Annotated in this window: 26 protein-coding genes and 2 pseudogenes; 27 read left to right on the top strand and 1 reads right to left on the bottom strand. The window is 39.9% G+C overall.

Annotated elements, in window-relative coordinates; all coding sequences use genetic code 11:
• Nucleotides 1–149 precede the first annotated feature (149 nt).
• The 26 genes and pseudogenes from M1F37_RS04915 (at nt 150) to M1F37_RS04795 (ending at nt 20,046) form a co-directional block, all read left to right on the top strand.
• Nucleotides 150–314, top strand: a complete 165-nt coding sequence (locus tag M1F37_RS04915; RefSeq protein WP_247934957.1) for a hypothetical protein — start codon at nt 150–152, stop codon at nt 312–314.
• Nucleotides 311–715 (top strand): immunity protein, encoded by a 405-nt coding sequence (locus M1F37_RS04910; protein WP_247934956.1) that lies wholly within the window; start codon nt 311–313, stop codon nt 713–715. The genes M1F37_RS04915 and M1F37_RS04910 overlap by 4 nt, the downstream gene beginning before the upstream one ends.
• Before the next feature lie 401 nt (nt 716–1,116).
• Nucleotides 1,117–1,489: pseudogene (locus M1F37_RS10120) on the top strand (hypothetical protein).
• A gap of 85 nt (nt 1,490–1,574) precedes the next feature.
• Complete coding sequence (locus tag M1F37_RS04905) at nt 1,575–2,279, top strand: CPBP family intramembrane glutamic endopeptidase (protein ID WP_247934955.1); 705 nt, start codon at nt 1,575–1,577, stop codon at nt 2,277–2,279.
• A 41-nt stretch (nt 2,280–2,320) separates the two neighbouring features.
• Nucleotides 2,321–2,569: an immunity protein BlpZ gene (gene blpZ / locus M1F37_RS04900; RefSeq protein WP_247934954.1), complete on the top strand. Its 249-nt coding sequence runs from the start codon at nt 2,321–2,323 to the stop codon at nt 2,567–2,569.
• 30 nt (nt 2,570–2,599) lie between these two features.
• Nucleotides 2,600–3,211, top strand: coding sequence for a CPBP family intramembrane glutamic endopeptidase (locus M1F37_RS04895; protein ID WP_247934953.1), 612 nt, complete (start codon nt 2,600–2,602; stop codon nt 3,209–3,211).
• Nucleotides 3,212–3,238: 27 nt separating this feature from the next.
• Nucleotides 3,239–3,462 (top strand): annotated as a pseudogene (gene blpZ, locus M1F37_RS04890) (immunity protein BlpZ).
• Complete coding sequence (locus M1F37_RS04885) at nt 3,440–3,622, top strand: hypothetical protein (RefSeq protein ID WP_247934952.1); 183 nt, start codon at nt 3,440–3,442, stop codon at nt 3,620–3,622. Before blpZ (M1F37_RS04890) ends, M1F37_RS04885 begins: the two are co-directional and overlap by 23 nt.
• 37 nt (nt 3,623–3,659) lie before the next feature.
• On the top strand, nt 3,660–4,271 hold the full coding sequence (locus M1F37_RS04880; RefSeq protein ID WP_247934951.1) for a CPBP family intramembrane glutamic endopeptidase: 612 nt from the start codon (nt 3,660–3,662) through the stop codon (nt 4,269–4,271).
• Nucleotides 4,272–4,433: 162 nt separating this feature from the next.
• Nucleotides 4,434–5,228 (top strand): cell cycle regulator CcrZ, encoded by a 795-nt coding sequence (gene ccrZ / locus M1F37_RS04875; protein ID WP_000363005.1) that lies wholly within the window; start codon nt 4,434–4,436, stop codon nt 5,226–5,228.
• Nucleotides 5,225–5,860, top strand: a complete 636-nt coding sequence (gene trmB / locus M1F37_RS04870) for a tRNA (guanosine(46)-N7)-methyltransferase TrmB (RefSeq protein WP_001266103.1) — start codon at nt 5,225–5,227, stop codon at nt 5,858–5,860. The genes ccrZ and trmB overlap by 4 nt, the downstream gene beginning before the upstream one ends.
• A gap of 126 nt (nt 5,861–5,986) precedes the next feature.
• Nucleotides 5,987–6,466 (top strand): ribosome maturation factor RimP, encoded by a 480-nt coding sequence (rimP, locus tag M1F37_RS04865; protein ID WP_247935023.1) that lies wholly within the window; start codon nt 5,987–5,989, stop codon nt 6,464–6,466.
• Nucleotides 6,467–6,509: 43 nt separating this feature from the next.
• Nucleotides 6,510–7,646 carry a transcription termination factor NusA gene (nusA, locus tag M1F37_RS04860; RefSeq protein WP_247934950.1) on the top strand — a complete coding sequence of 379 codons (1,137 nt, stop codon included), beginning with the start codon at nt 6,510–6,512 and terminating at the stop codon, nt 7,644–7,646.
• A 21-nt stretch (nt 7,647–7,667) separates the two neighbouring features.
• Nucleotides 7,668–7,961 (top strand): RNase P modulator RnpM, encoded by a 294-nt coding sequence (rnpM, locus tag M1F37_RS04855; protein WP_000857560.1) that lies wholly within the window; start codon nt 7,668–7,670, stop codon nt 7,959–7,961.
• Entirely contained in the window at nt 7,954–8,253 is a 300-nt protein-coding gene (locus tag M1F37_RS04850; RefSeq protein ID WP_033684789.1) for a YlxQ-related RNA-binding protein, read from the top strand. Before rnpM ends, M1F37_RS04850 begins: the two co-directional genes overlap by 8 nt.
• 16 nt (nt 8,254–8,269) lie before the next feature.
• Nucleotides 8,270–11,071 carry a translation initiation factor IF-2 gene (gene infB / locus M1F37_RS04845; RefSeq protein ID WP_247934949.1) on the top strand — a complete coding sequence of 934 codons (2,802 nt, stop codon included), beginning with the start codon at nt 8,270–8,272 and terminating at the stop codon, nt 11,069–11,071.
• A 167-nt stretch (nt 11,072–11,238) separates the two neighbouring features.
• On the top strand, nt 11,239–11,589 hold the full coding sequence (gene rbfA, locus M1F37_RS04840; RefSeq protein ID WP_001273601.1) for a 30S ribosome-binding factor RbfA: 351 nt from the start codon (nt 11,239–11,241) through the stop codon (nt 11,587–11,589).
• Nucleotides 11,590–11,685: 96 nt separating this feature from the next.
• Nucleotides 11,686–11,919, top strand: a complete 234-nt coding sequence (locus M1F37_RS04835) for a DUF1858 domain-containing protein (RefSeq protein ID WP_000368739.1) — start codon at nt 11,686–11,688, stop codon at nt 11,917–11,919.
• Nucleotides 11,919–13,253, top strand: a complete 1,335-nt coding sequence (locus tag M1F37_RS04830; RefSeq protein WP_247934948.1) for a DUF438 domain-containing protein — start codon at nt 11,919–11,921, stop codon at nt 13,251–13,253. The genes M1F37_RS04835 and M1F37_RS04830 overlap by 1 nt, the downstream gene beginning before the upstream one ends.
• 9 nt (nt 13,254–13,262) lie before the next feature.
• Nucleotides 13,263–13,517: a DUF1912 family protein gene (locus M1F37_RS04825; protein WP_000119707.1), complete on the top strand. Its 255-nt coding sequence runs from the start codon at nt 13,263–13,265 to the stop codon at nt 13,515–13,517.
• A 95-nt stretch (nt 13,518–13,612) separates the two neighbouring features.
• Complete coding sequence (locus tag M1F37_RS04820; RefSeq protein WP_247934947.1) at nt 13,613–14,008, top strand: helicase; 396 nt, start codon at nt 13,613–13,615, stop codon at nt 14,006–14,008.
• Nucleotides 14,009–14,368: 360 nt separating this feature from the next.
• Entirely contained in the window at nt 14,369–14,947 is a 579-nt protein-coding gene (locus M1F37_RS04815; RefSeq protein WP_247934946.1) for a flavin reductase family protein, read from the top strand.
• Complete coding sequence (locus M1F37_RS04810; RefSeq protein ID WP_247934945.1) at nt 14,934–15,494, top strand: GNAT family N-acetyltransferase; 561 nt, start codon at nt 14,934–14,936, stop codon at nt 15,492–15,494. Before M1F37_RS04815 ends, M1F37_RS04810 begins: the two co-directional genes overlap by 14 nt.
• Nucleotides 15,494–16,072, top strand: coding sequence for an AAA family ATPase (locus tag M1F37_RS04805; protein ID WP_247934944.1), 579 nt, complete (start codon nt 15,494–15,496; stop codon nt 16,070–16,072). Before M1F37_RS04810 ends, M1F37_RS04805 begins: the two co-directional genes overlap by 1 nt.
• The gene (locus M1F37_RS04800) at nt 16,065–18,716 is read left to right on the top strand and encodes a valine--tRNA ligase (RefSeq protein ID WP_247934943.1); all 2,652 of its coding nucleotides are present in this window, start codon (nt 16,065–16,067) and stop codon (nt 18,714–18,716) included. The genes M1F37_RS04805 and M1F37_RS04800 overlap by 8 nt, the downstream gene beginning before the upstream one ends.
• Before the next feature lie 94 nt (nt 18,717–18,810).
• Nucleotides 18,811–20,046 carry a DNA cytosine methyltransferase gene (locus M1F37_RS04795; RefSeq protein ID WP_247934942.1) on the top strand — a complete coding sequence of 412 codons (1,236 nt, stop codon included), beginning with the start codon at nt 18,811–18,813 and terminating at the stop codon, nt 20,044–20,046.
• 54 nt (nt 20,047–20,100) lie between these two features.
• Here M1F37_RS04795 and M1F37_RS04790 read toward each other — a convergent pair whose 3' ends face one another.
• Nucleotides 20,101–21,885 carry an ATP-binding protein gene (locus tag M1F37_RS04790; RefSeq protein WP_247934941.1) on the bottom strand — a complete coding sequence of 595 codons (1,785 nt, stop codon included), beginning with the start codon at nt 21,883–21,885 and terminating at the stop codon, nt 20,101–20,103.
• Between the two features lie 379 nt (nt 21,886–22,264).
• On the opposite strand from M1F37_RS04790, the gene rpoE reads away from it, so the two are divergent.
• Complete coding sequence (gene rpoE, locus M1F37_RS04785) at nt 22,265–22,855, top strand: DNA-directed RNA polymerase subunit delta (protein WP_000418415.1); 591 nt, start codon at nt 22,265–22,267, stop codon at nt 22,853–22,855.
• Nucleotides 22,856–23,025 lie beyond the last annotated feature (170 nt).

Genomic DNA, 23,025 nt, shown 5'->3' with positions numbered 1-23,025 from the left:
TTCATACTTGCTTTTTAAATTTTTTACAATTCAAGATGTTTTGATGACCATTTATGATTTGAGTGTTCCAAGGTCAAAATGAGTGCTATACTAGCAGTGTAGAGGTTCTTGCTCAACTAAGATAAAGCATACATTTAGGAGGGAATCTTATGAAGAGAAAAATACTTATCATTTTCATCTTGTATCTGATTATGTCCATCTTTCTTTATCCGCTTAGGGAGAGTATTTGGTATCAGTTATTTTATACCATAGCCTATTTGATTGCGGTTATGATCTATGTTGCTTTAACTAAAAAGAAAGGAGTAAAGAAATGAAAGCTTTTCTTGCTAAAAAACGGAATATCTTCCTTGCAAGATTGTTCCTAGGTCAGTTGCCCTTGCTTGTCTCTACTTATCTATTTTTATCTCGTCAGTTTTTAAATTTTTCCTTGGTTTTCCAATTTCTTTTAGTAGTTATTAACTTGGCTTCTATTTTGGTCACTGTTTACCTCACTAGGGAGATGAGGATAAGAGAGTTTGAAGATGATGATTTGGTTAGTCCTAGAACCAATCAACTTATGTATATCGGCTTGACAGGTTTTATGTCTATTATATGTTTGTATAGGGGTATCACAGCAGGAGAATCCTACCAACAACTAATAGCCTATATTGGCGCTATTCTCTGCTTACTTATCATGCTTTTGCTCATTTGGGGCTTGAAGTATTATAAAAAGTAGGGACCAATGAAGATTTTGCAATTTAAGACGTTTCGATGACTATTCAAGATTTGGATGAAAAATTTTAAAAAACAATGATATACCAAACTTGTCAAAGTTGCAACAAGACAAAAAAGAAATGTATTAATCTTATAGATTTTATTAATAGTAAATACTTATAAGGTATATTGTATGGACCAAGTTAGAGTGTATATCAATTTTGTAAAATGGGGGTGGGGGCTTGATGAAATTTCAAAACTGTATTTCGCAATTTGGCCTATGTTTATTTGGTTTGTACATAGTTGTAGAGCATCAGGATTTATTAAACTTTATTATTGGAGGTGTGTTAATTATTACTTCCATTATATCGTGTCATGTTAATTATAAGAAATACAAAAGAAGAAAAAATGATTGATTTAGCTATTATGGATAAGAAAAAAATAGTTTCGACCATAGTATGTATAGTATTTCTTGTAGAGTCAGTGGATAATTTTTTTAGAGACTTAACCCCGTTATTGTTCATTTTAAATATTATTGGCCTAACTTGTTTTTTAGTGTTAATATACACTAACATAAAAGAGATGCTCTTAAATATACGTAAATGATGATTTGGTTAGTCCTAGAACCAATCAACTCATGTTCATCGGCTTGACAGGCTTTATGTCTATTATCTGTTTGTATAGAGGTATCACAGCAGGAGAATCCTATCAACAATTAATAGCCTATATTGGTGCCATTCTCTGCTTGCTTATTATGCTTCTGCTCATTTGGGGTTTGAAGTATTATAAAAAGTAGGTTGCTTTATATGCGACTAGTCTATGGTCTAGCAAGAGGAGGTATTAGGCTAGTCACTGTCTTGTAGATAGTGGGAAGAATTTCTATGAAAAAGTATCAGCTTATCTTCAAAATAAGTGCAGTCTTGTCTTACTTATTTTTCGTATTTGGCCTTTCTCAGCTAACGCTTATAGTCCAAAATTATTGGCAATTTTCTTCTCAGATAGGCAATTTCTTCTGGATTCGAAATATCTTGAGTTTGCTATTTAGCGGGGTCATGATTTGGATTCTGGTTAAGACAGGCCATGGCTATCTCTTTCAAATTCCAAGAAAAAAATGGCTTTGGTATTCGATTTTGACAGTATTAGTAGTAGTGCTCCATATCTCTTTTAACGTTATCTCTTTTAACGTTCAGACAGCTAAACATGCTCAGTCAACTGCTGAAGGTTGGGCCGTATTTATTGGTTATAGTGGGACCAACTTTGCCGAGCTAGGTATCTATATAACCTTGTTCTTTCTAGTGCCACTGATGGAAGAATTGATCTATAGGGGGTTGTTGCAACATGCTTTCTTTAAACATTCGCGATTTGGCCTTGATTTACTTCTTCCTTCCATTCTGTTTGCTCTTCCTCATTTTTTAAGTCTGCCTAGTCTGTTAGATATTTTCGTTTTTACAACATTTGGAATCATTTTTGCTGGTTTGACCCGCTATACCAAGAGCATTTATCCATCCTATGCGGTGCATGTGATTAATAATATTGTAGCGACTTTACCATTTTTGCTCACTTTTTTACACAGGGTCTTGGGGTAAAAAATCAAAAGGCTATCTTTTCAGTCATAGAGGAGGTTATCATGTATAAACACTTATTTTTTCTAGATTCTAAAACATTAGACTGGTTGACACCCTATATTCTAGTCTTGGCTTCTGACACCATTGCCTTTAATGTTTTTGTGCTAACTTTTGTATCTGTTGTGGTCTTTTCTTTTCTAAATCCCATGCTAGCTCTTATGGCTATATTCTTAGGGGCTGGTTATGTTGTCGGATTTTGGTTACTAAAATGGTTTGTTTTGGAAAGACTAGAGTTGAAGGATGACTTGTAGGGAGGTTTGTTTGGTGAGGAGGATAATTTTATGGCTATTTTTAATAAGTGTCATGCCTTATTTTTGGGATTTTTAGTATTTGCAATCATTGGTGCAGCGGGTTATTCCATCAATCAAGGAGATTATTTTCAACACCAGTACACATTCATTATGATAAAGAGTCTCTTGCTTTTCCTTAGTTTTGGTTATGCAAAATGGTTTGATATGATTTCTTTTGAGATTTTAAGTAAGAAACAAGTCTTGCTCATCATTGGAATCTTCCTTCTCATGGTGCTTGTAAATATAGGCTATCATGCCTTTTTCTCAGTTGCTTCTGGTGCTTCGGTTCAACACCTTGAGGAAGCGAGTAAAGGACTCTCGCTTTCCTTTATTGTCAGTGTCACAATTTTGGCACCTGTCCAGGAGGAACTCCTGTTTAGAGGCCTTCTTCAGGGTGCAGTTTTTGACAATTCGTGGTTAGGACTTGTGTTGACTTCCTCTCTCTTTTCGTTCATGCATGATCCTTATGATGTGCCTTCGTTTTTCTATTATCTACTTGGGGGCTTGTTGCTGGGTTTTGCTTATAAAAAGAGCCAAAACCTATGGGTTTCTACTCTAGTCCATATGTTTTACAACAGTTTGCCACTATTAGCTTATTTATAAACATCATGAAAAGTTCTTGATAAGAGGATTTGTAAATTATCAGATTCCAAAACCATAGACTGGTTGACACCCTATATTCTAGTCTTGGCTTCTGACACCATTGCTTTTAATGTTTTTGTGCAAACCTTTGTATCTTTGTGGTCTTTTCTTTCCTAAATCCTATGCTATCTTTTATGGCTATCTTCTTAGGAGCTGGTTATGTTGTCGGATTTTGGATGCTAATACTCAATGAAAATCAAAGAGCAAACTAGGAAACTAGCCGCAGGTTGCTCAAAACAGTGTTTTGAGGTTGTGGATAGAACTGACGAAGTCAGTAACCATACCTACGGTAAGGCGATGTTGACGTGGTTTGAAGAGATTTTCGAAGAGTATAAAATGGTTTGTTTTGGAAAGGCTAGAGTTAAAGGATGACTTATAGGGAAGTCTGTTTGTTGAGGAGGATTGTTTTATGGAGTTTTTTGATAAATTTCATGCCTTTTGTTTTGGATTTTTAGTACTAATAATCGTCATTACAGTTCCTTATACGATTAACCATGGGGATTTTTTTCAAAATGAAACTGCATTGATTATTGTAAGTCTTCTAGTAACCTCGCTGAGTGTTGCTTATGCTAGAAAGTTTGAAATGATTTCTTTTGGGATGTTAAGCAGGAAACAACTTTTACTTTTCATTGCAATCTTTCTTCTAAGTGTGCTTGAAACGCTGGTTTATATTCATTTCTTCGCTATTTCTTCTGGCGCAGGGGTTCAACACTTGACGGAAGTCAGCAGAGGAATTTCCCTGTCTTTGATTTTGACTTCCTCAGTTTTTGGCCCCATCCAGGAGGAACTCATTTTCAGAGGACTTCTTCAGGGGGCTATATTTGAAAATTCTTGGTTAGGGCTTGTACTGACTTCCTCTCTCTTTTCTTTCATGCATGGACCTTCTAATGTGTCTTCGTTTATTTTTTATCTACTTGGGGGCTTGTTGTTGGGTTTTGCTTATAAAAAGAGTCAAAACCTATGGGTTTCTACTCTAGTCCATATGTTTTACAACAGTTTGCCACTATTAGCTTATTTATAAACATTATGAAAAGGTGGGCAGAAGACGGTGCTTGCCTTTTTCAAGCTATAATGATAGCCCGAGCTAATCCAGATGCTTTTCTTTGAGAATCGGGTGTGGACCGGTTGACGAATAGGCCAAAAACTAGTAGAATAGTAAGGAAACTTTATACGGAGGAAAGAAATGGATTTGGGTGATAATGAGCTAACACTGACTCCCATACCTGGGAAAAGTGGCAAGGCTTATATGGGTAGCTATCCTGATGGGAAGCGAATCTTTGTAAAAATGAACACCTCTCCAATCCTACCTGGTCTAGCTAGAGAACAAATTGCTCCACAATTATTATGGAGTCGCCGTTTGGCAGATGGGCGTGATATGTGTGCTCAAGAATGGTTGACAGGCAAGATATTGACCCCCTATGATATGAATCGTAAGCAAATCGTCAATATTTTAACCCGTCTTCATCGCTCACGTCCTTTGATGACACAGTTGAGTCGCTTGGGCTATGCCATGGAAACACCTGTAGATTTACTGCAGTCTTGGCAAGAAACGGCTCCAGATGCTTTGCGTAAAAATCATTTTATCAGTGAAGTGATGGCTGATTTACGTCAGACTATTCCAGGATTTAGAGAGGACTATGCGACCATTGTCCATGGAGATGTACGACATAGTAATTGGATTGAGACAGATAGTGGCTTGATTTATTTGGTAGATTGGGATTCGGTTCGCTTGACCGACCGCATGTTTGACGTGGCTCACATGCTCTGCCATTATATTCCAGAACATCAGTGGAAGGAATGGTTGACCTACTACGGTTACAAGTACAATCAAACGGTATTAAATAAATTGTATTGGTACGGTCAATTGTCTTACTTGAGCCAGATTTCCAAGTATTATATGAACCAAGATTTAGAAAATGTTAATCGGGAGATTCATGGCCTGCGTCACTTCCGAGACAAGTATGGAAAGAGAAGATGAGAGTTAGAAATCGTAAAGGGGCGACAGAATTACTAGAGGCAAATCCCCAGTATGTGGTCCTCAATCCCTTGGAAGCCAAGGGGAAATGGCGGAACTTGTTCGGAAACGACAATCCCATTCATGTAGAAGTTGGAAGTGGAAAGGGTGCCTTTGTTTCAGGTATGGCCAAACAAAATCCTGACATCAACTATATCGGGATTGATATTCAAAAGTCTGTTTTGAGCTACGCTTTGGACAAGGTGCTTGAAGTTGGAGTGCCTAACATCAAGCTCTTGTGGGTAGATGGTTCTGACTTGACTGACTATTTTGAAGATGGTGAGATTGATCGCTTGTATCTGAACTTTTCAGATCCATGGCCAAAAAAACGCCATGAAAAGCGTCGTTTGACCTACAAGACCTTCTTGGATACCTTCAAGCGTATCTTGCCTGAAAATGGAGAAATTCATTTCAAGACGGATAACCGTGGCTTGTTTGAGTACAGCCTAGTGAGCTTTTCTCAGTATGGCATGAAGCTCAATGGTGTCTGGTTAGACTTACATGCCAGTGATTTTGAAGGCAATGTCATGACAGAATACGAGCAAAAATTTTCCAATAAGGGGCAAGTTATCTACCGAGTTGAGGCAGAATTTTAAGAAATAGCCTGAAATCAGGCTGTATAAGTGCTTTTGCTTTACATAAGTTGGCAAACGTGCTATACTAATAGTAAGAATATGAGAAAGAGAGGCGGGGAAATATCTTCGCCTCTTGCTTATGAGGAGGTGGATATAATCGCAACAATCGTAGAATTAGTCAGAGAAGTTGTAGAACCTGTCATCCAAGCACCTTTCGAACTCGTGGATATCGAGTATGGAAAGATTGGCAGTGACATGATTCTCAGTATTTTTGTAGATAAACCTGAAGGAATTACCTTGAATGACACGGCAGACTTGACAGAAATTATCAGCCCTGTCCTAGACACTATCAAGCCAGATCCCTTCCCAGAACAATATTTCCTAGAAATCACCAGTCCAGGCTTGGAGCGTCCTTTGAAAACCAAGGATGCTGTTGCTGGGGCGGTTGGGAAATACATCCATGTCGGGCTCTACCAAGCCATCGATAAGCAAAAGGTCTTTGAAGGAACCTTGTTGGCCTTCGAAGAGGATGAGTTGACCATGGAATATATGGACAAGACACGTAAGAAAACCGTCCAAATTCCATACAGTTTAGTATCAAAAGCACGTTTAGCAGTTAAATTATAGAAAAAGAAAGGATAGCTTTTGAGGATTCAAAAGTGAAGAAAACATGAGTAAAGAAATGCTAGAGGCCTTCCGCATTTTGGAAGAAGACAAGGGAATCAAAAAAGAAGACATCATCGACGCAGTCGTAGAATCGCTTCGTTCCGCTTATCGCAGACGCTATGGTCAATCTGATAGCGTAGCTATTGACTTTAACGAAAAAACAGGTGATTTTACAGTTTATACTGTCCGTGAAGTGGTTGATGAAGTATTTGATAGCCGTTTAGAAATCAGCTTGAAAGATGCTCTTGCCATCAATTCAGCCTATGAACTTGGTGATAAAATCAAGTTTGAAGAAGCACCTGCTGAGTTTGGTCGTGTAGCAGCCCAATCTGCCAAACAAACCATCATGGAAAAAATGCGCAAGCAAACACGTGCCATCACTTACAATACTTACAAAGAGCATGAGCAAGAAATCATGTCTGGTACAGTAGAACGCTTTGACAACCGCTTTATCTATGTCAACCTTGGTAGCATCGAAGCCCAATTGTCAAAACAAGACCAAATCCCTGGAGAAGTCTTTGCTTCTCATGATCGTATTGAAGTTTATGTCTACAAGGTTGAAGACAACCCTCGTGGTGTCAACGTCTTTGTTAGCCGTAGCCATCCAGAAATGATCAAACGTTTGATGGAACAAGAAATTCCAGAAGTTTATGATGGAACTGTTGAAATCATGAGCGTGGCTCGTGAAGCAGGTGACCGTACTAAGGTTGCCGTTCGCAGTCATAATCCAAACGTGGATGCTATCGGTACAATTGTTGGACGCGGTGGTGCTAATATCAAGAAGATTACTAGTAAATTCCACCCCGCTCGCTATGATGCAAAGAGCGACCGTATGGTGCCAATCGAAGAAAATATCGATGTTATCGAGTGGGTAGCAGATCCAGCTGAATTTATCTACAATGCCATCGCTCCTGCTGAGGTTGACCAAGTTATCTTTGACGAAAACGACAGCAAACGTGCCTTGGTTGTTGTACCTGATAACAAGCTTTCTCTTGCCATCGGTCGTCGTGGGCAAAACGTTCGTTTGGCAGCTCACTTGACTGGTTACCGTATTGATATCAAGTCTGCTAGCGAATTTGAAGCCATGGAAGAAGCTGCTTCAGTAGAGTTGGAAGCAGAAAACGATACTATCGAAGAATAAAAGTTGCTAGAGGAGGGAAAGATGAAAACAAGAAAAATCCCTTTGCGCAAGTCTGTTGTATCTAACGAAGTGATTGATAAGCGTGATTTGCTCCGCATTGTCAAAAACAAGGAAGGACAAGTCTTTATTGATCCGACAGGCAAGGCCAATGGCCGTGGCGCTTATATCAAGCTAGACAATGCAGAAGCCCTAGAGGCCAAAAAGAAGAAAGTCTTTAACCGCAGCTTTAATATGGAAGTTGAAGAAAGCTTTTATGATGAGTTGATCGCTTATGTGGATCACAAAGTGAAAAGAAGAGAGTTAGGACTTGAATAAGCAAAAGATAAGCAATCTCTTGGGACTCGCTCAGCGAGCAGGGCGGATTATATCGGGTGAAGAATTAGTGGTCAAAGCCATTCAAGATGGCAAGGCCAAGTTAGTCTTTCTAGCCCATGATGCTGGCCCCAATTTGACCAAGAAGATTCAAGATAAAAGTCAGTATTATCAAGTAGAAATTGTAACCGTGTTTTCAACACTGGAATTAAGCATAGCAGTCGGAAAATCAAGAAAGGTTTTGGCTGTAACAGATGCTGGATTTACAAAGAAAATGAGGTCTCTTATGGAATAGAAGAGGAGGACATGATTTGTCTAAGAAAAGATTGTACGAAATCGCAAAAGAACTTGGAAAAGAAAGTAAAGAAGTTGTAGCGCGTGCAAAAGAGTTGGGCTTGGATGTGAAAAGCCACTCATCAAGTGTGGAAGAAGCTGTCGCTGCAAAAATCGCTGCCAGCTTTAAGTCTGCAGCTGCTCCGAAAGCAGAAGCAAAACCTGCAGTACCAAAAGCAAGTGCAGAAAAGAAAGCCGAGAAATCTGAGCCAGCAAAACCAGCTGTGCCTAAGGAAGAGGCAAAACCAGCTGAGCCAGTTGCTCCTAAAACAGAAAAAGTAGTAGCTAAACCGCAAAGCCGTAATTTCAAGGCTGAGCGTGAAGCCCGTGCTAAAGAGCAGGCAGAACGACGCAAGCAAAATAAGGGCAATAACCGTGATCAACAACAAAACGGAAACCGTCAGAAAAACGATGGCCGTAATGGTGGAAAACAAGGTCAAGGCAACCGCGACAATCGTCGCTTTAATGACCAAGCTAAGAAACAGCAAGGTCAGCAAAATCGAGGAAACGATCGCCGTCAACAAGAGGACAAACGTCCAAATCAAGCGGCTCCACGTATTGACTTTAAAGCCCGTGCAGCAGCCCTAAAAGCAGAGCAAAATGCAGAGTACGCTCGTTCAAGTGAGGAACGCTTCAAGCAGTATCAGGCTGCTAAAGAAGCCTTGGCACAAGCTAACAAACGCAAGGAACCAGAGGAAATCTTTGAAGAAGCTGCTAAATTAGCTGAACAAGCGCAACAAGCACAGCAAGTTCAAGCAGTGGTTGAAACAGCTCCTGTGCAAAAAGAAGCTGCAGTGGATACACGTCGTAAAAAACAAGCTCGACCAGACAAAAATCGTGACGATTACGATCACGAAGAAGATGGTCCTAGAAAACAACAAAAGAATCGAAGTAGTCAAAATCAAGTGAGAAATCAAAAAAATAGTAATTGGAATAACAACAAAAAGAACAAAAAAGGCAATAACAAGAACAACCGTAATCAGGCTCCAAAACCTGTTACAGAGCGTAAATTCCATGAATTGCCAACAGAATTTGAATATACAGATGGTATGACTGTTGCGGAAATCGCAAAACGTATCAAACGTGAACCAGCTGAAATCGTTAAGAAACTTTTCATGATGGGTGTCATGGCCACACAAAACCAATCCTTGGATGGGGAAACAATCGAACTCCTCATGGTGGATTATGGTATCGAAGCCAAACAAAAGGTTGAAGTGGATAATGCGGACATTGAACGTTTCTTCGTAGAAGATGGATATCTGAATGAAGACAAGTTAGTTGAACGTCCACCAGTTGTAACTATCATGGGACACGTTGACCATGGTAAAACAACCCTTTTGGATACCCTACGTAATTCTCGTGTCGCTACAGGAGAAGCAGGTGGTATCACCCAGCATATTGGTGCCTACCAAATCGTTGAAAATGGCAAGAAGATTACCTTCCTTGATACACCAGGACACGCGGCCTTTACATCAATGCGTGCGCGTGGTGCTTCTGTTACCGATATTACTATCTTGGTCGTAGCGGCAGATGACGGGGTTATGCCTCAGACAATTGAAGCCATCAACCACTCAAAAGCAGCCAACGTTCCAATCATCGTAGCCATCAACAAGATTGATAAACCAGGTGCCAACCCAGAACGCGTTATTGGTGAATTGGCAGAGCATGGGGTTATGTCAACCGCCTGGGGTGGAGATTCTGAATTTGTTGAAATCTCGGCTAAATTCAACCAAAATATCGAAGAATTGCTGGAAACAGTCCTTCTTGTGGCTGAAATCCAAGAACTCAAGGCAGACCCAACAGTTCGTGCTATCGGTACAGTTATCGAAGCGCGCTTGGATAAAGGAAAAGGTGCGGTTGCAACCCTTCTTGTTCAACAAGGTACCTTGAATGTCCAAGACCCAATCGTTGTTGGAAATACCTTCGGTCGTGTCCGTGCTATGACTAATGACCTTGGACGTCGTGTGAAGGTAGCAGGCCCATCAACCCCAGTGTCAATCACAGGTTTGAACGAAGCACCGATGGCGGGTGACCACTTTGCCGTTTATGAAGATGAAAAATCTGCGCGTGCAGCAGGTGAAGAACGTGCCAAACGTGCCCTTATGAAACAACGTCAAGCTACCCAACGTGTCAGCCTTGAAAACCTATTTGATACGCTTAAAGCTGGTGAACTCAAATCAGTTAACGTTATCATCAAGGCCGACGTACAAGGTTCTGTTGAAGCCCTTTCTGCCTCACTTCAAAAAATCGATGTGGAAGGTGTTAAAGTTACCATCGTCCACTCAGCGGTCGGTGCCATCAACGAATCAGACGTGACACTTGCCGAAGCTTCAAATGCCTTTATCGTTGGTTTCAACGTACGCCCTACACCACAAGCTCGTCAACAAGCAGAAGCAGACGATGTAGAAATCCGTCTTCACAGCATTATCTACAAGGTTATCGAAGAGATGGAAGAAGCCATGAAGGGTATGCTTGATCCAGAATTCGAAGAAAAAATTATCGGTGAAGCGATTATCCGTGAAACCTTTAAAGTCTCTAAAGTGGGAACTATCGGTGGATTCATGGTTATCAACGGTAAGGTTACCCGTGACTCTAAAGTCCGTGTTATCCGTGACGGTGTCGTTATCTATGACGGCGAACTTGCAAGCTTGAAACACTACAAAGACGACGTCAAAGAAGTTACAAACGGTCGCGAAGGTGGATTGATGATCGATGGCTACAATGATATCAAGACTGATGATGTGATTGAGGCTTACGTCATGGAAGAAATCAAACGATAATAGAGAAACGATAGCTCATTTGACTCGTTGTCAACAGCGCCTTGATGAACTTCAGTTCTATCAAAGGCTTGTTTCCTAGATTCAAATGGCTCTAGTTCCTCTATACTATTAGAAAATAGCTAGGTCTGCTGGCCTAGCTTTTGGTTCAAATTAGAGAAAGGAATATCATGGCAAATCATTTCCGTACGGATCGTGTGGGCATGGAAATTAAGCGCGAAGTCAATGAGATTTTGCAAAAGAAAGTCCGTGATCCGCGTGTCCAAGGCGTGACCATCACAGATGTTCAGATGCTAGGTGACTTGTCTGTTGCCAAGGTTTACTATACCATTTTGAGTAACCTTGCTTCGGATAATCAAAAAGCCCAAATCGGGCTTGAAAAAGCAACTGGTACCATCAAACGTGAACTTGGTCGTAATTTGAAATTGTACAAAATCCCAGATTTGACCTTCGTCAAAGACGAATCCATCGAATATGGAAACAAGATTGACGAGATGCTACGCAATCTGGATAAGAACTAAAGAAGAGGGGTTGCCCTCTTTTTTGGTATTTGCTAGTCCTCCTTATGGTATAATATAAGCAGTAAAATCATTTTAGAACATTCAATGGAGGTCGTCATGGACAATATCATCGATGTGTCAATTCCTGTTGCAGAAGTGGTGGATAAGCATCCAGAAGTCTTGGAAATTCTAGTGGAGTTGGGGTTTAAACCTCTTGCCAATCCCTTGATGCGCAACACCGTCGGGCGTAAAGTATCACTCAAACAGGGTTCTAAGCTTGAAGGAACTCCTATGGACAAGATTGTCCGCACGCTGGAAGCAAATGGCTACGAAGTGATTGGATTAGACTAATGGCAGATGAACGGATTCATGTCCTACGGGATATTTTGTTAGAATTGCACAATGGCGCCTCTCCTGAATCGGTTCAAGAGCGCTTTGATGCGACCTTCACAGGTGTTTCAGCCATCGAGATTTCCCTCATGGAGCATGAGCTGATGAACTCAGACTCAGGTGTCACCTTTGAAGATGTCATGGAACTCTGCGATGTTCATGCTAATCTTTTTAAAAATGCTATTAAAGGTGTCGAAGTTGCAGATACCGAGCACCCAGGTCACCCAGTTCGTGTCTTTAAGGAAGAAAATCTAGCCCTCCGTGCGGCCTTGATTCGCATTCGGAGATTGTTAGATACCTATGAGTCTATGGAAGATGAAGAAATGCTGGCAGAGATGCGCAAGGGCTTGGTTCGTCAGATGGGACTTGTGGGTCAATTTGATATTCACTACCAGCGTAAGGAAGAACTCTTTTTTCCTATCATGGAGCGCTATGGACACGATTCACCTCCCAAAGTTATGTGGGGAGTGGATGACCAGATTAGGGAACTCTTTCAAACAGCTCTAGCGACAGCCAAGTCACTACCAGAAGTGTCGATTAGCAGTGTAAAAGAAGCTTTTGAAGCCTTTGCGACAGAGTTTGAAAGTATGATTTTCAAGGAAGAGTCCATCCTTCTCATGATTCTCCTCGAGTCTTTCACCCAGGATGATTGGCTTCAGATTGCAGAGGAGAGCGATGCCTATGGCTATGCCATCATCCGTCCTTCTGAGAAATGGGTGCCAGAACGTCAGAGTTTTGTTGAGGAAAAGATTGCAGAGGAGCCCGTGCAACTAGATACGGCAGAAGGTCAAGTTCAGCAAGTTATCGATACCCCCGAAGGCCAGTTCACCATTACCTTTACCCCTAAGGAAAAGGAAGCAGTACTGGACCGCCATAGTCAACAGGCTTTTGGCAATGGCTATCTCTCAGTCGAGCAGGCCAATCTCATCCTCAATCACCTCCCTATGGAGATTACCTTTGTCAATAAAGACGATATTTTTCAGTACTACAATGACAATACGCCAGCTGATGAGATGATTTTCAAACGGACACCATCTCAAGTCGGGCGCAATGTTGAACTTTGCCATCCACCTAAGTACTTGGACAAGGTCAAGACTATCATGAAGGGTCTTCGTGAGGGAGTCAAGGACAAGTATGAAATGTGGTTCAAGTCTGAGTCGCGAGGCAAGTTTGTCCACATCACCTATGCCGCAGTACACGATGAAGATGGAGAATTCCAAGGAGTGTTGGAGTATGTTCAGGATATCCAGCCCTACCGAGAGATTGACACGGACTATTTCCGTGGATTAGAATAAGGAGAAAAAATGAGTTACGAACAAGAATTTATGAAGGAATTTGAAGCTTGGGTCAATACCCAGATTATGATTAACGACATGGCGCACAAGGAAAGTCAAAAGGTCTACGAAGAAGACCAAGACGAGCGTGCCAAAGATGCCATGATTCGCTACGAAAGTCGCTTGGATGCTTATCAGTTCTTGCTTGGTAAGTTTGAAAACTTCAAGGCAGGCAAGGGCTTCCATGACTTGCCAGAAGGCTTGTTTGGTGAGAGAAATTATTAAACGAGATAGATTCTTGATTTTTTACTAAAATCTTGATAGAATATTTATATTAAATCCTTGTCAGAACAGGGATTTTTTATTGAAAGGATTTTATCATGTCAAAGAAACTCAATCGTAAAAAACAATTACGAAATAGCCTCCGTCGTGCAGGTGCTTTTTCAAGCACTGTGACTAAGGTTGTAGAAGAGACAAAGAAAGTCGTGAAACGTGCCGAGAAGTCAGCAAGCGAAGCTGGTAAGGCTGTTTCTAAAAAAATTGAGCAAGCAGTAGAAGCTACCAAAGAGCAAGCTCAAAAAGTAGCCAATTCTGTTGAAGATTTTGCAGCAAACTTGGGTGGACTTCCACTTGACCGTGCCAAAACTTTCTATGATGAAGGAATCAAGTCTGCGTCAGATTTCAAAAATTGGACTGAAAAAGAACTCCTTGCCTTGAAAGGAATCGGCCCAGCTACCATCAAGAAATTAAAAGAAAATGGCATCAAGTTCAAGTAATCTTTCTTGAGCCTTGCATTTCCGTCAGAATCTTGCTACAATAGAGCCATTAGAGGTGTTTTGAATCCCACATTTTACAGAAAGTGGCGGTGCTGAGAAGTCCACAAATGTGTCAAAACTGGTTGCTGATGGATGAAAATGAAATAAATTTATGTCTTTTTGTTTCTGTTTAGGACTAGGTAGCGAGTTGCAGGCTGTATTCAATTACACCAAAGCGAGCTAACGACGTCATAGAGGAGAAACAAGAAGACGAGAGTTGCGGGCGTTGCCCGAATTTGGGTGGTACCGCGGATAACACATTCGTCCCTGTCATGTAGATGGCAGGGCTTTTCTTTTGAGTTTTGGTCAAAGGAGGTTGTCATGAAGCAATCTTTTAACACAAGTAAACTATATTATGGCTTTCCTATCTTCATTTTGGGGTATCAGGACCAGAATTTTGGACACAATATAACGACCTGCAGTTCCTCTTATAGTCTGGGAGATTGGCTAGTTATCGGTGTTGGTTCTGAGGAAAATGCAGCAGATCAGATTAAGCATTATCAACAATTCACCGTGAACATTCCTGATGAAACTTCTATGCTTGCGATGGAGCAGGCCGGCTTCATCAGTCATCGGGAAAAACTGAAACACCTGAGACTAGACTACGAGATTTCTGAACAAACTCAATCTCCCATTTTAGATTCCTGTCCACTTGTTTTAGATTGTCAGGTAGATAGGATTATTGAGGAAGATGGTATTTGCCATATCTTTGCTAAGATTCTTAACCGACTAGCTAATCCTGAACTTTTGGATGATAAGGGACATTTTAAAAATGACCGTTTTGCGCCGACTTACTTTATGGGGGACGGCCATCAACGTGTTTATCGTTATCTAGATGACCGAGTTGATTCCATGGGAAGCTTTATCAAGAAAGCGAGGAAGAAGAATGAGAAGAGCTGAGTTACCAGAACGATTAGAAACGGAACGGCTCATCTTGCGAGTTCGTACAGTGGCTGATGCAGAGAATATCCATGCCTACGCTAGTTTGCCGGAGGTTACCTACCCAGCAGGATTTCCACCCGTCAAGACCGTGGAAGATGAGATTTATTATCTAGAGCATATTCTTCCCGAGCGCAATCAAAAGGAAAATCTGCCAGCTGGCTATGGGATTGTCGTTAAAGGAACCGATAAAGTCATTGGTTCTGTTGACTTCAACCATCGCCATTCGGATGATGTGCTAGAGCTTGGCTACACCTTGCACCCAGACTATTGGGGTCTAGGTTATGTTCCAGAAGCAGCGTGTGCCTTGATTGACCTAGCTTTTAAAGAACTTGGTCTTCACAAGATAGAACTGGTCTGTTTTGGATACAATGTCCAAAGTCAACGCGTCGCTGAAAAACTTGGTTTCACTCTTGAAGCTCGTATAAGAGACCGTAAAGATGCTCAAGGTAACCGCTGTGACAGTCTGATATATGGTTTGCTGAAGAGTGAGTGGGAGGCGGATTGATGTATGTTTTCATTATTGGAGCACCAGCCTCAGGGAAAATGACCATTGGTCAGGAACTTTCGAAACTCACCGGTGCGACTCTCTTTTTCAACCATCAACCCATTGATTTTGCACTCGAAATCTATCAAGATTTTTCAGAGGAAATGTGGGAACTTGTTCGTAGAATTAACTTTTCTTTTCTTGAAACGAGTGCTAGATATCATCGGTCGGTGATTTTAACAGGTGTAACTGATTTTTCAAATCAATACCATCTGATGTATTTGAAGGATATTCAAGATTTGTTAAATGAGTATCATCAAGAGATTCTTTTTGTCGAATTAGAAACGTCTCTTGAGGAGCGCTTACGTAGAAATCGGACGGAGAATCGGTTGAAATACAAACCCTTGAAACGGTATTTTGAAGTATCTGAAAGAGAAATTTTAGAGACTGATAAAACGAATCAACTTAATTCTCAAAAGCAACCGAGTGGTCTTCACCACTACCTTAAAATTGATAATACGAATCTGTCCGCAGAAAAAGTTGCAAAGCAGATTCAAGAAAAAATGAAAACAATAGAGAAAGGACACACACATGTCTAAAGAACTTTCACCTAAATACAATCCAGCCGAGGTTGAGGCTGGTCGTTACCAAAAATGGCTTGACGAAGATGTTTTCAAGCCTTCAGGCGATAAAAAGGCTAAGCCTTATTCAATCGTCATTCCACCACCAAACGTAACTGGGAAACTCCACCTTGGTCACGCTTGGGATACGACTTTGCAAGATATCATCATCCGTCAAAAACGCATGCAAGGCTTTGATACGCTTTGGCTTCCAGGGATGGACCACGCTGGGATTGCAACTCAGGCTAAGGTTGAGGAGCGCTTGCGTGGTGAGGGCATTACGCGTTATGACCTTGGTCGTGAGAAATTCCTTGAGAAAGTCTGGGAATGGAAAGACGAATATGCCACTACTATCAAGGAACAATGGGGCAAGATGGGGCTCTCTGTAGACTATTCTCGTGAGCGTTTCACCCTTGACGAAGGTTTGTCAAAAGCGGTTCGCAAGGTCTTTGTGGACCTATACAAGAAAGGATGGATCTACCGTGGTGAGTTTATCATCAACTGGGACCCAGCAGCTCGTACAGCTCTTTCTGATATCGAGGTGATCCACAAGGACGTCGAAGGCGCCTTCTACCACATGAACTATATGTTAGAAGATGGCTCACGCGCCCTTGAAGTGGCGACTACTCGTCCTGAGACTATGTTTGGGGACGTTGCTGTTGCGGTCAATCCAGAAGACCCACGCTACAAGGACTTGATCGGTAAAAACGTCGTTCTTCCTATCGCGAATAAATTGATCCCAATCGTTGGAGATGAGCACGCAGATCCAGAGTTTGGTACTGGTGTCGTGAAAATCACGCCTGCCCATGATCCAAACGACTTCTTGGTTGGACAACGCCACAACTTACCACAAGTCAACGTCATGAACGACGACGGAACCATGAATGACTTGGCCTTCGAATTTGCTGGCATGGACCGTTTCGAAGCTCGTAAGGCAGTCGTTGCTAAGTTGGAAGAAATCGGTGCCCTCGTTAAAATCGAAAAACGTGTCCACAGTGTTGGTCACTCAGAGCGTACAGGTGTTGTGGTTGAGCCACGCTTGTCTACACAATGGTTCGTCAAGATGGACCAATTGGCTAAGAATGCCATTGCCAACCAAGACACAGACGACAAGGTAGAATTTTACCCGCCTCGTTTCAACGATACCTTCCTCCAATGGATGGAAAATGTCCACGACTGGGTAATCTCTCGTCAGCTCTGGTGGGGTCACCAAATCCCTGCTTGGTACAATGCTGAGGGTGAAATGTACGTCGGCGAAGAAGCTCCAGAAGGTGACGGATGGACTCAGGACGAAGACGTCTTGGATACGTGGTTCAGTTCTGCCCTTTGGCCATTCTCAACTATGGGCTGGCCTGATGTCGACTCAGAAGACTTCAAACGTTACTTCCCAACGTCAACCTTGGTAACAGGTTACGACATCATCTTCTTCTGGGTGTCTCGTATGATTTTCCAATCATTGGAATTCACTGGCCGTCAACCATTTCAAAACGTTCTTATCCACGGTCTCATTCGTGACGAGCAAGGACGCAAGATGTCTAAGTCACTCGGTAACGGGATTGACCCAATGGATGTTATCGAGAAATACGGTGCCGATGCCCTTCGTTGGTTCCTTTCAAATGGTTCTGCACCAGGGCAAGACGTCCGCTTCTCTTACGAGAAAATGGACGCTTCATGGAACTTCATTAACAAGATTTGGAACATCTCTCGCTACATCCTCATGAACAATGAAGGCTTGACCCTTGAGCAAGCAACTACTAATGTGGAAAAAGTTGTTAACAAGGAAGCTGGAAATGTCACAGACCGCTGGATTCTCCACAACCTCAATGAAACGATTGGCAAGGTCACTGAAAACTTTGACAAGTTTGAGTTTGGTGTGGCTGGACACATCCTCTACAACTTTATCTGGGATGAATTTGCGGACTGGTACGTTGAGTTGACCAAGGAAGTCCTTTATAGCGATAACGAAGAAGAGAAGGTCATCACACGTTCTGTTCTCCTTTATACTTTGGACAAGATCCTTCGTCTCCTCCACCCAATCATGCCATTTGTGACAGAGGAAATCTTTGGACAAATCTCAGAAGGCTCTATCGTCACAGCGGAATACCCAACTGTCAACCCAGCCTTTGAAGACCTTGCAGCTCACACTGGTGTAGAAAGTCTCAAAGACTTGATCCGTGCCGTTCGTAATGCGCGTGCGGAAGTAAACGTTGCTCCAAGTAAGCCAATCACCATTCTTGTTAAGACTAGCGATAGCGATTTAGAAGCCTTCTTTAACAGCAATGTGAACTACATCAAACGCTTCACAAATCCAGAGCATTTGGAAATCGCATCAAATATTCCTGCGCCTGAACTTGCTATGTCAAGCGTCATCACAGGAGCAGAAATCTACCTGCCACTTGCAGACCTCCTCAATGTCGAAGAAGAACTGGCTCGTCTCGACAAGGAACTGGCTAAATGGCAAAAAGAACTGGATATGGTCGGCAGGAAGCTCTCTAACGAACGCTTCGTAGCCAACGCCAAACCAGAAGTTGTCCAAAAAGAACGCGACAAACAAGCCGACTACCAAGCGAAATATGATGCGACCGTCGCACGTATTGATGAGATGAAGAAGTTGGTGAAATAAGTTATAAACCTCGGCAATTTGCTGGGGTTTTTGGTATAATGAATAATAGTGTGTATTTGATGTAATATATTTTATTTATTTAAAAGGCTTAATTATGATTAATATAATAGATTTATTTAGTGGTGCAGGCGGATTAACTGAGGGATTCAGAAATCAGCAATATAAAATATTGGGACATGTAGAGAAAGAAAAAGCGGCTTGTGAAACTTTAAAACTTAGGGAAGTATATTATTATTTAAAGAAAAAAAATAAATTAGGACTTTATAATGATTTTCTAAATAGTAAGACTAGTATAGAGGATTTGTTGAAACATGTACCTCAAGAAAAATTGAATAAAATTCTTAACTTTGAAATTAGTCAAGAAAATATTCACAGTATTTTTAGTTTTTTTGATGATTTAGGGGAAAACGTTGATGGAATTATAGGTGGTCCTCCATGTCAAGCTTATTCAACCATTGGAAGAGCTAGAAATGCAAGTAAAAAGTCTTCAGATGAAAGAATTTATTTATATAAATTTTATATACATTTTTTAAACAAGTATCAACCCAAATTTTTTATTTTTGAAAATGTAAAAGGATTATTGAGCTTTAGAGATGCTGATGATGAGTTTTTATTACCTAGAATGAAAAAAGAATTTGAAGAGGCTGGCTATTCTTTAGGTTATGAAGTTTTAAATACTAAAAACTATGGTGTCCCACAATCAAGAGAAAGACTTATTATTTTTGGAGTGATGAATGAGAAAAAAGAACTCATTCAAGACTTCTTTAAAAATCTTAAAAAATATGAAGAAAATGAGGTGGATGTTAAAACAGCTTTTCAGGGATTACCTAGTTTGAAGGCGGGAGAAGTAAACAATTCTTATACAAATTTATCAAATGATTATGTTGAACAAAATTTTTTACAGGATTCTAAAACGCCATTAACTCAAAATATTGCAAGACCAAATAATAGCAACGACTTAGCAATTTATAAAATTGTAGCAGAAGCTAAGAAAAATGGTAAAAATATTAAATATAGTGAACTTGACTCAAAGCTAAAAACCCATAAACATACGGATAAATTTTTGGACAGATTCAAAGCTCTTTCATGGAATTCTCCATCACATACAGTAGTTGCACATATTTCAAAAGATGGTCATCATTATATTCATCCAGATACAAAACAAAATAGATCAATTACTGTGAGAGAAGCAGCTAGATTACAGGGATTTCCAGACAATTACTATTTTTTAGATTCTAGAACCAGTGCTTTTACTCAAATTGGTAATGCAGTTCCTCCAATTTTTAGTAAAAAGATGGCTGATGCGATTTTAACATTGGAATTTAAATAAAAATCAACATATGTTCATCATTATTTAGAAATTGAACATATGTTGATTTTTTAGTTACAAAAGATCGAACGCAGCAAGAAGTTGAGGAGCTACAGCATTCCATATTGTTTTTAAGGTATCAAATTGAGGAAAATTATGAGCATCATGCATTAATGTATTTAAATGCTCCGTTGCTCTTATACTTGAAAATTCGGCAATTAGGCTTTGAACTCTATTTGAAGCTATTTTTCCTTTTCTAGAAAGCAGTCGAACCATGGTTTCATACTTAACTTTAAACGAAAGTTTGTCAACTTCATTTTCGGCAGTTAGTGTTTTTGGACGGTTATTTTCTATTATTAGATTATGAGTACTTGCTTCCACCCAGTAGCTTTTCAATAATGTTGTTGTTGTACTTTCAATCATAGCACGCAATAGTAAGCCTTGGGTTAAAATGAAACGATCGATATTTTTATCTTCTGCCGCTTCTAACATCTCTTCCCTGAGCATTCTAATTTTTGGACCAATCGTTTTTGGAACAATAAAATTAGTCGGGACTAATTCTTTATACACACTGTGGTCTTTTTTATATGAGGTAGTTGATTTTATTGCAGTTTTTAAAATAGATTGTTTTGTTTGTTCAGGTATATCAACATTATCATTTTCTAATGCTTTACTGATTTCATTGATGCTTTCTTTATCTTCGGTTGATAATGTAGTTTCTACTAAGGAGGAATTTTTTTGTATATTTTCTTGCGCTTTTTTTTCTTTTGCTTCAGAACGTCGCTTTCTCCATTCTCTTTGAATAATCCCAATTAGTTTGTTAAGATTTTCTTTGATTTCTATTAACTCCTCATCAGCTTCCCACCTAATCGATTGTCTATCTGTTGAAATAAAATCTTTTTTATTATCATCATCAAGAAAATCAATATTAAAATACCCAGCTGCATAGCTATAGAAATTATCATTTGCTCTATCTTGAAATTGTGTAACAGATTGTTCACTTGCTAGCTTCCCTCTAGACAGTACTGAAAATCCACGTTGGTTTGCTTGTAAAGGTGTTTTCTTGGTATAAATAATCCCGTTTATATGAAACTCTTTAAGTTTATGAATGACTATCTGAGATTGTTTATTTGTAAGAGTTTCAAAATCATCTGGAAAAGAAAAAGTAAACTCAGTTTCAACTTCCTTGGGTCGTATACTATTGATAAATACCTCTTCATCTAATTCCTTAATGGCACCGTCATCGCTTGCTAAAGTTACTAAAAAATCTGTACGGGAATACTTGTTAAATCTTTTAGAAAGACTATCATATAATGTATCGATTTTAGTCAGATTTTTTAAAGTAATGTCTTTAATGGTTATTTTTGTACCATTTGGTTCGTCGGTTTGAACATTATAATGGATTGTTTTTGGATGATAGGTATTATTTGATGAGCCCTGTATGTCATTATAATTCAATTCAAAAGAGTTTAGTTTCTTATTTTGAATGCTATCAATAATAATTGTATTAGCGATACCAAATAAAGCTAGTTTTCCAAGTCCTTTTTTTCCTGTAACTTTTCTGCCGTTTTTCGATAGTCCGGTTTCATTTTTTTCATCATTTATTTTATCTGTCAATCGTCTATTTCTAGCAATGGTCAAAAAATTTTCATTTAGCTCTTGTGCTGACATACCATTGCCGTCGTCTGATACGGTTATTATTTTTTCTCGATAATTAATATGAATTTTAACATTATGGCTATCAGCATCCCAAGAATTGCTGATGAGTTCGGCAATTGCCTGTGGTAACTGTTTATATAATCCAATACCTAGATGTTGAATCGTTGCAGCATGGTAGTTAAGTGTAAATTCTTCAGACATATCGGACTCCTGTGTTTAATATTTTGTTAAATATAGTATATCATATTTTAAAAGTAAAATATCTTTAATACTGGTCATTCATTTTGATTCAAATCTATTTTGTATTGGATTCATAATAGTAGTTTGACAACACGGTGATTGCCGCTGCAATAACATTTATTATTTTTTTTGACATAAGCTACCTCCAAGTAATATTTTAACAAATATTTTTAAATTTACCATGTGATAAAATCAATTGATTTTTACTTAATAAATCATAGATAAATCTATTTTAACCTTTGACTATTCCGCAAAATTATCGTACAATAAAGAGTACATGATAAAATGAGGTCAGAGTCTATTCGCTCTGGCGATAGTAGTAAAAATGAGGAGAAACGCTTTGGAATTAGAAGTATTTGCTGGGCAAGAAAAAAGTGAACTATCTATGATTGAGGTAGCGCGTGCTATCTTGGAACTTCGTGGTCGCGATCATGAGATGCATTTTAGTGATCTTGTAAACGAAATTCAAAACTACCTTGGAACATCAAACAGCGATATCCGCGAAGCTTTGCCTTTGTTCTACACAGAGTTGAACTTTGACGGTAGCTTCATCTCTCTTGGAGACAACAAATGGGGGCTTCGTTCATGGTATGGTGTGGACGAAATCGACGAAGAAATCATCGCTCTTGAAGAAAGTGACGACGATGAAGTAGCACCAAAAGCTAAGAAAAAACGCGTCAATGCCTTTATGGATGGCGACTCAGATGCGATTGACTACAATGCAGATGATCCAGAAGACGAAGATGCATACGAAGCAGATCCAGCTCTTTCATATGATGATGAAAATCCTGATGATGAGAAAAATGAAGTGGAAGCTTACGATGCAGAAATCAACGAAATCGCTCCTGATGACTTGGGTGAAGACGTGGATCTTAACGAAGAAGACGACGAGTTTTCTGACGATGACGCTGAAACGAGTGAAGAAGAGTAAAAGACTTCACAGAGGAGATCGTAAGATCTCCTTTTTCGTTCCTTGAGCAGGTCATCAGTTTGGATGCGGATCTTTAATTTGTTTTCTGAAAACGCTAAATTCCCAAACTAAGTTCCATCGCTAATTCAAGTGGAAGTTAGTCTGATAAAAACCCTAAAAACCAGTGGCAA

The sequence above is a fragment of the Streptococcus mitis genome, assembly GCF_023109105.1.
In the GTDB taxonomy this organism is placed as follows: Bacteria; Bacillota; Bacilli; order Lactobacillales; family Streptococcaceae; genus Streptococcus; species Streptococcus mitis_BW.
Note: the sequence above shows the minus strand (reverse complement) of the source record. Positions and strands in the feature narration are given on the sequence as shown.